The 11,865-nt window shown below is 64.0% G+C and carries 9 protein-coding genes; 8 read left to right on the top strand and 1 reads right to left on the bottom strand.

From position 1 onward, the window contains the following. Positions 1-9 precede the first annotated feature (9 nt). From AB7M16_RS03095 to AB7M16_RS03070, 6 genes are all read left to right on the top strand, one after another. The gene (locus AB7M16_RS03095) at positions 10-786 is read left to right on the top strand and encodes a DJ-1/PfpI family protein (RefSeq protein ID WP_453943098.1); all 777 of its coding nucleotides are present in this window, start codon (positions 10-12) and stop codon (positions 784-786) included. Between the two features lie 15 nt (positions 787-801). Next, complete coding sequence (locus tag AB7M16_RS03090; protein WP_453943097.1) at positions 802-1,329, top strand: YcnI family copper-binding membrane protein; 528 nt, start codon at positions 802-804, stop codon at positions 1,327-1,329. Then, positions 1,329-2,891: a copper resistance CopC/CopD family protein gene (locus AB7M16_RS03085; protein WP_453943096.1), complete on the top strand. Its 1,563-nt coding sequence runs from the start codon at positions 1,329-1,331 to the stop codon at positions 2,889-2,891. The genes AB7M16_RS03090 and AB7M16_RS03085 overlap by 1 nt, the downstream gene beginning before the upstream one ends. A 165-nt stretch (positions 2,892-3,056) precedes the next feature. Beyond that, a complete protein-coding gene (proS, locus tag AB7M16_RS03080; protein WP_172783563.1) occupies positions 3,057-4,376 on the top strand; it encodes a proline--tRNA ligase in 1,320 nt (439 codons plus the stop codon). A gap of 90 nt (positions 4,377-4,466) precedes the next feature. After that, positions 4,467-5,747, top strand: coding sequence for a lipoprotein-releasing ABC transporter permease subunit (locus AB7M16_RS03075; protein WP_172783564.1), 1,281 nt, complete (start codon positions 4,467-4,469; stop codon positions 5,745-5,747). Positions 5,748-5,754: 7 nt separating this feature from the next. After that, the gene (locus tag AB7M16_RS03070; protein ID WP_212257241.1) at positions 5,755-6,459 is read left to right on the top strand and encodes an ABC transporter ATP-binding protein; all 705 of its coding nucleotides are present in this window, start codon (positions 5,755-5,757) and stop codon (positions 6,457-6,459) included. A gap of 93 nt (positions 6,460-6,552) precedes the next feature. Here AB7M16_RS03070 and AB7M16_RS03065 read toward each other — a convergent pair whose 3' ends face one another. Beyond that, positions 6,553-7,632: an alcohol dehydrogenase catalytic domain-containing protein gene (locus AB7M16_RS03065; protein ID WP_453943095.1), complete on the bottom strand. Its 1,080-nt coding sequence runs from the start codon at positions 7,630-7,632 to the stop codon at positions 6,553-6,555. 118 nt (positions 7,633-7,750) lie between these two features. Here AB7M16_RS03065 and AB7M16_RS03060 point away from each other — a divergent pair, with 118 nt between their 5' ends. Beyond that, positions 7,751-8,524, top strand: coding sequence for a helix-turn-helix transcriptional regulator (locus tag AB7M16_RS03060; RefSeq protein ID WP_453943094.1), 774 nt, complete (start codon positions 7,751-7,753; stop codon positions 8,522-8,524). Positions 8,525-8,678: 154 nt separating this feature from the next. Then, the gene (locus AB7M16_RS03055; RefSeq protein WP_453943093.1) at positions 8,679-11,828 is read left to right on the top strand and encodes a GAF domain-containing protein; all 3,150 of its coding nucleotides are present in this window, start codon (positions 8,679-8,681) and stop codon (positions 11,826-11,828) included. The last annotated feature ends 37 nt before the right edge of the window (positions 11,829-11,865 follow it).

Genomic DNA, 11,865 nt, shown 5'->3' with positions numbered 1-11,865 from the left:
AGCAACAGCATGGATCGAAGAGAGTTCAACGCGACGCTTGCCGCTGTATCCTTGCTCAACTTCGTCGCGCCGCCTGCACTTGCGCAACTGGCGTCGCCGACACGACCGCGCGTGGGCCTGTTGATCCATTCGGACATGATCCTGCTTGATTTGGCCGGTCCGCTCACCGTGTTCAGCATTATGCAGGCTGATGTCCATCTGATAGCCAAAACAGAGCAGCCGGTCATAACCGACGTCCGCTTGCCGGTTGCGCCGACCGCGACCTTCCAGAGCGCCCCGCAGATGTTCGATGTGTTGTTCGTGCCTGGAGGTCTGAAGGGAACGGTCGCTGCGATGCAGGACCGTGAAACTATCGAATTCCTCAAGCAGCAGGGTGGATCGGCGCGCCTCGTCACTAGCGTTTGTACCGGTTCGCTCTTGCTTGGCGCCGCCGGGCTGCTGAGGGGCTATCAGGCCACGTCGCACTGGTATGTTCGCGATCTGCTCGCGCAGATGGGTGCGGTGGTGCGGACCGATCGCGTCGTCGAGGATCGCAACCGAGTGACGGGTGGCGGCGTGACGGCCGGCATCGATTTTGCGCTCGCGATCGCCGCTCGGTTGGGGGGCGAAGAGGTTGCACGACGAATTCAGCTCGTGATCGAGTACGATCCAAAGCCGCCGTTCGATTCCGGATCACCCGAGCGTGCCGGTCCTGCGCTGGTGGGCGATGTCTTGAAGCGGCGGCAGGACCTTATTCGCGAAGCAGAATCTGCAGCAAAGGCGGCCGGTGCCGCAATGCATCTATGAACAAGTGAGGCTCCAATGCGAATAGGTTCGATTTACGCCACCACGACGGCTGCATGCCTGTTGGCAGCCGTGCCCGCAAGCGCGCATGTCGCGCTGGAGACCAAGCAGGCCACCATCGGCGCATCCTACAAGGCGGTCTTCACCGTTCCGCATGGCTGCGCGGGCTCGCCGACGGTGAAGATCCGCGTGCAGATTCCGGAAGGGGTGATCGCGGTGAAGCCGATGCCGAAGGCCGGCTGGACCATCGACGTCGTCGAGGGAAAATATGCCGGGGAATACGACTATCACGGCAACAAGCTCTCGTCCGGCGTCAAGGAGGTGGCGTGGTCCGGCGGCAAGCTGCTGGACAAGAACTATGACGAGTTCATCATGCACACGGTGCTCACCGACAAGCTCAAGGCCAACACGACTTTGTACTTCCCCGTGGTTCAGGAATGCGAGACCGGCGTCAGCCGCTGGATCGAAATCCCAACCGAGGGGGCAGGGCATTCTCATGAGGGCAAGTCGCCGGCGCCGGGCGTGAAGCTCCTGCCCAAACCCTGATGCGCCTCCTCGCCGCGCTCGCGACGCTGCTCTTCGCTGCGGGCTTTGCGAGCGGTGCGCTCGCGCATGCGGCGCTGATCTCGGTGGAGCCGGCGAGCGGCAGCACGCTCGCGACCGCGCCCAAAGTGGTGGAGCTGCGGTTCAACGAGCCGGTGACGCCGGGCGCGATCCGGCTGATCGACGGGGCGGGCAGGGCGCGGGACGATTCGCGTGTCAGTGCGTCGGGCGAGACGATTTCCGTGGCGATGCCGGCGGATCTGCCTGAGGGAACCGCGGTCATCAGCTATCGCGTGATCTCGCAGGATGGCCATCCGGTGGTCGGATCGGTGATGTTTTCAGTCGGCACGCCGTCGGACACGAAGCCGCCGGCGAGTGCGGGCAACGGGTTGGGCGCGCTGATCTGGCTGGCGCGCGTTGGCCTCTACCTCGGACTGTTCGTTGGTGTCGGCGGTGTGTGTTTCGCGCGCTGGATATCACGGTCGTTGACTGGCACGACCGTGCCGCGCGTGGCGCTCGCGGTCGGCCTTCCGAGCGCCGTGGTATCCCTCGGTGCGCTTGGTCTCGATCTCCTCGGCCTGCCGCCGGCGGCGCTCGCGACGGCCGCGCCTTGGAAGGTCGCGTTCGCGACCAGTGCCGGCCGCGCGTTTCTTTTTGCCACCGCCGCGATGCTGTTCGCTCTGCTGGCGCTGCGCAGCGCATGGCCTTCGAGGGCTCTTGCGATGATGGCGGTGGTCGGTGTGGGCTTGTCGCTCGCCATGAGCGGGCACGCCGCAACGGCGCCGCCTCAGATGATGATGCGCCCGGCGATGTTTCTTCATGGCCTGTGCGTTGCGCTGTGGATCGGCGCTCTTGCTCCGCTGGCGGCTTTACTGTCGAAGCCGACGCCAGCAACATTTGCCGTCGTGAACCGCTTCTCGGCCATCGCCGTGCCGGCCGTCGGCGTGCTGGCATTGACGGGGCTTGCCCTTGTCATTGTTCAGCTCGAAAAGGCGTCGGCGTTGGTCGAGACCCGCTACGGGCTCATCCTCTCGATCAAGCTCGCGCTGGTCCTCATGCTGCTCGCACTTGCGGCGCTCAACCGCTTCCGCTTCACCCCGGCACTCGCGCGTGATCGCGGGGCCCGGTCCATCCTCAAGCGCTCGATCCTTCTCGAATGTGCTGTCGCCCTCGCCATCTTCGCCGTCGTCGCCGGCTGGCGCTTCACGCCGCCGCCGCGAACGATTGTTCCGGAGACGCCTTTGGCAATCCACATCCACAGCGACAAGGCGATGTTCCAGGTGCTGGTGTCTCCTGGAAAGGTCGGCAAGGACGATTTCGTGCTCCAGCTCATGACCGGCGAGGGGACGCCCCTGGCAGCCAAAGAGGTGACGTTGACGCTCAGCCTGCCCGAGCGCGGTATCGAGCCGATGGACCGGGGCGCCTCGCTCGGGCCGGACGGCTACTGGCATGTGCGCAAGGTCGAGTTGCCCTTCGCCGGCCGCTGGCGCGTCCGGATCGAGGCGCTCGTGAGCGATTTCGAGAAGATCACGCTCGCGGATGAACTCGATGTGCCGCCGCCCTAGGCTCGCCGGCTTTGCAGAAACCGCTGCTGTTCGAGTCAAACCTGAAGGCAACGGAAAAATGACAGGAATTTCGTCGCGTTAGCGGCTTTTCCTCATTCCCGGCCTTGTGTTTTCGCTTCCAATCCGGTTTCACTGCAGGCGATCACTGATTCCCAGAGTATTACCATGCGGTTGTCGCGGTTCTTTCTGCCCATCCTGAAGGAAAATCCGAAAGAGGCGGAGATCGTCTCGCATCGGCTCATGCTGCGCGCCGGCATGATCCGGCAGGAGGCGGCCGGCATCTATGCCTGGCTGCCGCTCGGCTTCCGCGTGCTGAAGAAAATCGAGCAGATCGTGCGCGAGGAGCAGAACCGCTCCGGCGCGATCGAGGTCTTGATGCCGACGCTCCAGCTCGCCGACCTCTGGCGCGAGAGCGGTCGCTACGATGCCTATGGTCCGGAGATGCTGCGCATCGCCGACCGCCACAAGCGCGAGCTGCTGTACGGGCCGACCAACGAGGAAATGATCACCGAGATCTTCCGCGCCTATGTGAAATCCTACAAGAACCTGCCGCTGAATCTCTATCATATCCAATGGAAATTCCGCGACGAGCAGCGTCCGCGTTTCGGCGTGATGCGCGGCCGCGAGTTCCTGATGAAGGACGCCTATTCGTTCGATCTCAACGAGGCGGCGGCGCGCGTCGCCTACAACAAGATGTTCGTCGCGTACTTGCGCACCTTCGCACGGATGGGACTGAAGGCAATCCCGATGCGCGCCGAGACCGGCCCGATCGGCGGCGATCTCAGCCACGAATTCATCGTGCTTGCCGAGACCGGCGAATCCGGCGTGTTCATCAATCGCGACGTGCTGGACCTGCCGGTGCCGGGCGAGGACGTCGATTATGAGAGCGACCTGACGCCGATCATCAAGCAGTGGACCTCGCTCTACGCAGCGACCGAGGACGTCCACGACGCCGCGCGCTTCGAGCAGGAGGTGCCCGGGGACAAGCGGGTGAACACCCGCGGCATCGAGGTCGGCCAGATCTTCTATTTCGGCACCAAATATTCCGAGCCGATGAAGGCGCTGGTGGCGGGGCCTGATGGTGTCGACGTGCCGATCCATGGCGGCTCGTACGGCGTCGGTGTCTCGCGCCTGCTTGGTGCCATCATCGAAGCCTGCCATGATGATGCCGGCATCAAGTGGCCGGAGGCGGTGGCGCCGTTCCGCGTCTCGATCCTCAACCTGAAGCAGGGCGATGCCGCGGTCGATGCGGCCTGCGAGAAGCTCTATGCCGAGCTCACCGCCAAGGGCGTCGACGTGCTCTACGACGATACCGACCAGCGTGCCGGCGCCAAATTCGCCGCTGCCGACCTGATCGGCATCCCCTGGCAGATCATGATCGGGCCGAAGGGGCTCGCCGACGGCAAGGTCGAGATCAAGCGGCGCAGCGACGGCGCGCGCGAGACCATGTCTCCTGCCGACGCGGTCGCAAGACTTGTGGGCTGATAAGGCTGGTCGGCTGAATATTGTTCATCGCGCGATATCGCGGCCGCCAATCCGGCCACAATTGACCCCGAATCATGGGATTATCGAGCGATGGATGAGACCATGACCGAAACCGTGCAAACCGCGCCTTTCGCGCCATTCGAGTGGATGCTGTCGGCGCGCTATTTGCGGGCGCGCCGCAAGGAAGGATTCATCTCGGTCATTGCCGGGTTCTCCTTTCTCGGCATCATGCTCGGCGTCGCGACGCTGATCATCGTCATGGCCGTGATGAACGGCTTCCGCAAAGAGCTGCTCGACAAGATCCTGGGCCTCAACGGCCACATCCTGGTCCAGCCCCTGGAATCGCCGCTGACCGACTGGAAGGACGTCGCCGAGCGCGTCAGCCAGGTCGGGGGCATTCGTCTTGCCGCCCCCGTGGTGGACGGTCAGGCGCTGGCGTCATCGCCATGGAACGCCTCCGGCGTCCTCGTGCGGGGCATCCGCTCCGACGATCTCAACAACCTCACCTCGATCGCCAAGAACATCAAGCAGGGCTCGCTCGAGGGGTTTGACGAAGGGCAGGGCGTCGCGATCGGCCGCCGCCTCGCCGACCAGCTTTCGCTGCATGCCGGTGACAGCATCACGCTGGTGGCGCCGAAGGGCGCGGTCACGCCGATGGGCACGACGCCGCGGATCAAGCCGTACAAGATCGTCGCGGTGTTCGAGATCGGCATGTCCGAATACGATCTCGGCTTCGTGTTCATGCCGCTCGCCGAAGCGCAGGCCTATTTCAACCGCAGCAACGACGTCACCTCGATCGAGGTGTTCACCACCAACCCCGACAGGATCGACGCCTTCCGCAAGGCGGTGACGGAGGCGGCGGGCCGGCCGATCTTCCTGGTCGATTGGCGGCAGCGCAACTCGACCTTCTTCAATGCGCTCCAGGTCGAGCGCAACGTGATGTTCCTGATCCTGACCATGATCGTGCTGGTCGCGGCGCTCAACATCGTCTCCGGCCTGATCATGCTCGTGAAGGACAAGGGCAGCGACATCGCAATCCTGCGCACCATGGGCGCCTCGCAGGGATCGATCATGCGGATCTTCCTGATCACGGGCGCTTCGATCGGCGTGGTCGGCACGCTGGTCGGCTTCTGCGTCGGCCTCGTGATCTGCCTCAACATCGAATCGATCCGGCAATTCCTGTCCTGGCTGACCTCGACCGAGCTGTTCTCGCCGGAGCTCTACTTCCTGTCAAAACTGCCCGCCGAGATCGACGTCGGCGAGACCACGGCCGTCGTCATCATGGCGCTGACGCTGTCGTTCCTGGCGACGCTCTATCCGTCGTGGCGCGCCGCGCGCCTCGATCCCGTCGAAGCGCTCCGGTACGAGTGAGGGGCTGATGGAGCAGCAGCAGGGGGCGGAAGATGTACCGGTCATTTATCTCCACGAGATAAAGCGGCAGTACTTGCAGGGCGAGGTGCCGCTGACGATCCTCGACGGCGCCAAGCTGGCGCTGTGGGCTGGCCAATCGGTCGCGCTGGTGGCGCCGTCGGGCTCGGGCAAGTCGACGCTGCTGCACATCGCGGGCCTTCTGGAAGCACCCGATTCCGGCGAGGTCTATGTCTCGGGCGCGCCGACCTCGCAGCTGCCCGATATCGAGCGCACGCAGCTGCGCCGCACCGATATCGGCTTCGTCTATCAGTCGCACCGGCTGCTGCCGGAGTTCTCGGCCCTCGAGAACGTCATGCTGCCGCAGATGATCCGCGGCCTGAAGAAGTCCGAGAGCGTCAAGCGCGCCAAGGAGATCCTCGGCTATCTCGGGCTCGGCGACCGCATCACCCACCGCCCCGCCGAGTTGTCCGGCGGCGAGCAGCAGCGTGTTGCGATCGCCCGTGCAGTGGCCAACGCGCCGCGCGTGCTGTTTGCGGACGAGCCGACCGGCAATCTCGATCCTGGGACCGCCGAGCACGTGTTCCAGGCCCTGATGCAGCTGGTCAAGGCGACGCACGTGTCGATGCTGATTGCGACCCACAACATGGAACTCGCCGGCCGCATGGACCGGCGAGTGTCGCTGTCGCACGGCCAGGTGGTCGAACTCGACTAAGAACCTTCGAAAACAACCCCATGCACAGTAGCCAAGTGCTTGGTGGGGCTTCCAAAAACAATCGACGACGGCGCTCCCCCCGCCGCCTCAGGCTCAGGGCCTGATCACCGTGATTTTGAACGGCCCGCCATTGGCCGCGGCGTGCGCCACGGCTTCATTGGCGTGGTCGAGATCGAAGGCCGTGGTCTCGTACTCCTCCAGCTTGAGCAGTCCCGCGCGCACCAGCGCGATCAGGCGAGCCGCGGAATCGCGCGGATACATCCAGACGCCATGGATCGTGATGCATTCGCGCATGATCCAGTTGTAGGGCAGCTCCAGGCCTGGACCGCCCTGCATGTTGACGCCGCCCATCAGCACGACGCGGCCATTGGGCCGCACCGTCATGATCGCGGCGCGCACCACCGTCGTGGCGACGGAGGGCGGCATGATATCGAACGCGCAATCGATCGGGGCAGGCACTGCGCGCTTCATCAGCTCACGGTCGTCATTCTCGTTGCCGGTCAGCTTCACCGGCCTGACGCGCGCGCCATAGCGACGCACGAGTTCGGCGAGCATCTTCTCGTTGCGGCCCGGCGCCACGACCCAGGCCGCTCCCATTGCGAGCGCCACGGCCACGGCGGCGCTGCCGAAATTGCCGGTCGCGCCGCTCACGAGCACGGTCTCGCCGGGCTGCAGCTTTGCGGCAAGGAAGCCGCCATAGGGCACGAGCATGGTGCCGAGCACGCTCCATCGCGCGGCCTCCGCTTCGCTGAGTCCGCCGAGCCGCGTCACGTTCTCCGTCGGCACCCTCATCCGCTCGGCGAAGGAGCCGTGGTGAAAATATTTCTGTAGCTGCATGCCGCCTTCGCCGCGCGCGCTCACACCCTGCAGGTGAATGTCCGGAGCGATCGCGTCGTCGCGCGAGCGCACTGTCGGATCGCAGAGCACCCAGTCGCCCACGGACAATTTTGTTGCGTCCGGGCCGATCGCGCGCACGCGGCCGACCCCGCCGGCTCCGGGAATGACGGGCAAGTCCAACGCGTACTTGCGTTCACCGCTGAACACTTCATTGGAATAGGACAGCACGCGGGTGGCGACGACATCCACGATCACTTCGCCGGTGCCGAGCACGGGTTCGGGGACGTCCTCGATGACGAGCGGGGATCCGAAAGATTTGAGTACAGCAGCCTTCATGATGTCGACCTTCGTTCGCACCTCATTGTGGGTGCACGGAATATGCGAGGACTGTCGCGCGGCAAGAAGGCCTGGTATTATCCTAGTATTGCCTTGTCCCTCCCCACGGAGCACGTCCATGGCCGACCCCCGCCGCGTCGAATTCGGCGACTTCCTGAGGTCCCGTCGCGAAAAGCTGTCGCCGAAAACGGTCGGGCTGCCCGCGGGTAGCCGGCGTCGCACCGCGGGGCTGCGCCGCGAGGAGGTCGCGCAGCTCGCCGGCATCGGCGTCGACTGGTACATCCGCCTCGAACAGGGCCGCACGGTGAGCCCGTCCATCACCACCGTGGATGCGCTGGCCCGGGCCCTCCGTCTCAGCAAGGCCGAGCACGCGCACCTCAAGGCGCTGGCGCGCGAGCGCGCAAGAAGCCCGTTCACGCGCGAAATCGTGCCACCGCCCATTCGGCGGATGATCGAGAGCCTGCACCAGCCGGCCTACATCACCGGCCGGCGCTGGGACGTGCTGGCTTGGAACGATGCGGCCGAAGAGATCTTCGGCTTCGGGCGATTACCGGAGCAGGATCGCAACACGCTGCTCCTGATGATGACCAACAAGCAGGCGCGAAAATCCTACGGCGCTGGTTGGGAAAACGTCGCCAAGGCCATGGTGGCGATGTTTCGCGCCAATCACGACGTCTGGGCCGGCGATCCCGCCTTCACGGAGCTGCTGACGCGACTGCGCGAGGGCAGTCCGGAATTCGTCGAATGGTGGGAGGCACACGACATCCGCAGCACCATCTCGGGCCGCAAGACCATGAACCATCCGACCAAGGGCGTGCTGCACTTCGAGCACACCAGCTTCCAGGCCAACGACGATCCCGCGCTGAAGCTGGTGATCTATACGCCGGTGTAAGCCGGTCGTTGTTGAAGCGACTTGATCATCACTCGCCTTGGCAGCCGGCGTCTTGATGCCTAGCCGGCCCCCTTGCCGGGAACCTAGGGCTCCCCCTGCGGTTACTGTTTCATCGGTGTGCAGGTGGAGCGAGGGACGTGTTCGGGGTTGACCGATGACGACAGCGACCGGGGGACCCTCGGCCGACCGCAACGCCGTCTTAGCCACCCTCGGCGATCATATTCGGGAGATCGGCAACCCCGACGATCTCGCCTATGCGGCGGCGGAGCTGCTGGGCCGCAGCCTCAATGTCAGCCGGGCAGGTTACGGCACCGTCGATACCTCAGCCGAGACCATCACCATCGCGCGCGACTGGAATGCGCCTGGGATCTCGAGCCTGGCCGGCGTGCTGCGATTTCGCGACTACGGCAGTTATATCGAGGACTTGAAACGGGGTGAGACGGTCATCTGCGCCGATGCCGAAAAGGACCCTCGCGTCGGCGACCGCGCCCGAGCTCTCGAGGCAATCTCGGCCCGCGCATTGGTCAACATGCCAATCTCCGAGCCCGACGGGGTTGTTGCGCTGCTGTACCTCAACAATGCCACACCGCGCGATTGGAGCCCCGCGGAGCTGGAGCTCATCCGCGAGGTTGCCGAACGCACCCGCACCGCCGTCGAACGTCGCCGTGCCGAGAGCGCGGTGCGCGAGAACGAAGCGCGGCTCCTCTTTCTGGACGCTCTCAACAAGGAAACGGCCAAGACGCGCGATGCGGACGGCGTCATGGCGGTGACGACGAGAATGGTCGGTGAGTATCTCGGCGTCTCCAACTGCGCCTATGCCGACATGGATCCTGATCAGGACGGCTTCACCATCCGCGGGGACTGGGCCGCCCCCGGTGCGATGCACATATTGGGGCACTACAGCCTTGCCGACTTCGGCGAAAAGGCGGTGCGAGAGCTGGGCGCCGGCCGCCCCCTCATCATCAACGACAATCTGAAGGAGATCGCCCCCAACGAAGCCGCCACTTTCCAGCGTATTGGGATAGGTTCGACGATCTGCATGCCCTTGGTGAAGGAAGGGCGACTTACCGCCTTGATGGCCATTCATCATCGCGGTCCGCATCTTTGGACGGCGCGCGAACTTGCCTTGCTTACCGAGGTGACGGAGCGATCATGGGCGCATATCGAGCGCGTCCGATCGGAGCAGGCGGCGCGCGAAGCTGCCGAGCGGCTGGTCCTCGCCAACAAGGCTGCCGGAATCGGCACCTGGGACTACGATCCGGTCAACGATATTCTTCGATGGGATAGCCGCTGCAAGGAGGTGTTCGGTCTCTCACCGGATGCCGAGGTCAGCTATGAGGGCTCATTCCTGAAGGGCATCCATCCCGACGATAAGCAGCGCACCCATGAGGCCGTCTCGGCCGCGTTACAACCCCATTCTCCGAGAAGTTACAACATCGAATACCGGACCGTCGGCATCGAGGATGGCCTCGAGCGCTGGATCGCCGCAACGGGTCATACGATCTTTTCCGATGGCCAGGCTACCCGATTTATCGGGACCGTGCTGGATATCTCCGCGCAAAAGAAGACCGAACGTCATCTGAGGATCCTCAACGACACGGGAGCATCGGTTGCCCGCGAACGCGATCTCGACAGGATCGTCCAGATCGTGACGGATGCCGGCGTCGAGCTGACGGGCGCGCAGTTCGGAGCCTTCTTTTATAACGTCGTGGCCGCGGACGGCGGCAGCTACATGCTGTATTCGCTGTCCGGCGTGCCGCGATCCGCTTTCGAAAATTTCCCAATGCCACGCAACACCGCCGTGTTCGAGCCGACCTTCAAGGGCACGGGCGTGGTGAGGTCGGACGACATCCTGCAAGATCCGCGCTATGGCAAGAATGCGCCGGGGAAAGGCATGCCCGAGGGCCATCTTCCGGTCCGGTCCTACCTGGCAGTCCCGGTGATCTCGCGAAGCGGCGAAGTGCTCGGTGGGCTTTTCTTCGGTCATGCGGAGGTCGGTCGATTCCACAAAGAGCACGAGGCCGCATTGCTCGGCATTGCCGGCCACGCCGCGACGGCAATCGACAACGCCCGGCTGCTGACCAGGCTCGAAGCGCTCAATGCCGAACTCGAGCAACGTGTCTCCGACGAGATCGCCGAGCGCATGAAGGCCGAGGAGCAATTGCGGCAATCGCAGAAGATGGAAGCCGTCGGGCAATTGACCGGAGGGATCGCCCACGACTTCAACAACATGCTGGCCGTGATCCTCGGCAGCCTGAATCTCGCCAAACGGCGGCTCGGCAAGGGAGAGCCCAACATTGCCCGCTTCCTTGAGAGCGCCATGGATGGCGCAAACCGTGCCGCCACGTTGACGCAAAGATTGTTGGCGTTCTCGCGACAGCAGCCTCTTGCGCCTGAGGTCATGGACATCAACAGGATGGTCGGTGAGATGAGTGAGCTGCTCGAGCGCTCGCTCGGCGAGCTCGTCCGTCTCGAGACGGTCCTGGCGGCTGGCCTATGGCGCGTCAAGGCAGACCCTGCCCAGCTCGAAAGCGCTCTCATCAATCTGGCAGTCAATGCACGCGATGCCATGCCGAAGGGTGGCAGGCTGACGATCGAAACCGCCAATGCCTCGATAGATCGAAAATATGCCCGTGAATACGCGCTGCAGCCGGGGCAGTACGTTCTCATTGCGGTGACGGACAATGGCACGGGCATTGCGGCGGACGTGCTGGGAAAGGTCTTCGATCCGTTCTTCACGACCAAGGTCGTGGGCAAGGGGACTGGACTTGGCCTCAGCCAGGTCTACGGCTTCGTGCGGCAGTCGGGCGGCCATGTCAAAATCTATTCGGAGGTGGACGTCGGCACGACCGTGAAGATCTATCTTCCACGCTTCGCGGGCGAGGAGGCTGTCTCAACGCCGTCGCAAGGGGTGCCACATCCCGGTGCAAGCCTGCAGAGCGAGACCATCCTTGTCGTCGAGGACGACGAGCGGGTCCGCAGCATCTCATCCGAAAGCCTGCGCGAGCTTGGCTACACCGTTGTCGAGGCCGCGAACGCCAGGGAGGCGATCGGGAAAATCGAAAGCGGTTTCATTCCAGATCTGCTGTTCACCGACGTTGTCATGCCAGATATGACCGGTGCCGAACTCGCGGCCGAACTGTCAAGACGATACCCGGGCCTGAAAGTGCTGTTCACGACCGGCTACACGCGCAACGCGATCGTCCATAATGGCGTGCTCGATGCCGGCAAGCATTTGCTGTCCAAGCCCTTTGCGATCGAAGACTTGGCCGCCAAGGTCCGCTACCTGCTCGACGAAGGTTGAATGATGTTACGAGTTGAATCGCCCCGGGGCGATGGCC

Source organism: Bradyrhizobium sp. USDA 372, assembly GCF_053629095.1.
Note: the sequence above shows the minus strand (reverse complement) of the source record. Positions and strands in the feature narration are given on the sequence as shown.

What these genes read in the sequence shown, in the direction of transcription:
- AB7M16_RS03095 (WP_453943098.1), top strand. Translation starts at nt 10, where the DNA reads ATGGATCGAAGAGAGTTCAACGCGACGCTTGCCGCTGTATCCTTGCTC.
- AB7M16_RS03090 (WP_453943097.1), top strand. Translation starts at nt 802, where the DNA reads ATGCGAATAGGTTCGATTTACGCCACCACGACGGCTGCATGCCTGTTG.
- AB7M16_RS03085 (WP_453943096.1), top strand. Translation starts at nt 1,329, where the DNA reads ATGCGCCTCCTCGCCGCGCTCGCGACGCTGCTCTTCGCTGCGGGCTTT.
- proS (WP_172783563.1), top strand. Translation starts at nt 3,057, where the DNA reads ATGCGGTTGTCGCGGTTCTTTCTGCCCATCCTGAAGGAAAATCCGAAA.
- AB7M16_RS03075 (WP_172783564.1), top strand. Translation starts at nt 4,467, where the DNA reads ATGGATGAGACCATGACCGAAACCGTGCAAACCGCGCCTTTCGCGCCA.
- AB7M16_RS03070 (WP_212257241.1), top strand. Translation starts at nt 5,755, where the DNA reads ATGGAGCAGCAGCAGGGGGCGGAAGATGTACCGGTCATTTATCTCCAC.
- AB7M16_RS03065 (WP_453943095.1), bottom strand. Translation starts at nt 7,632, where the DNA reads ATGAAGGCTGCTGTACTCAAATCTTTCGGATCCCCGCTCGTCATCGAG.
- AB7M16_RS03060 (WP_453943094.1), top strand. Translation starts at nt 7,751, where the DNA reads ATGGCCGACCCCCGCCGCGTCGAATTCGGCGACTTCCTGAGGTCCCGT.
- AB7M16_RS03055 (WP_453943093.1), top strand. Translation starts at nt 8,679, where the DNA reads ATGACGACAGCGACCGGGGGACCCTCGGCCGACCGCAACGCCGTCTTA.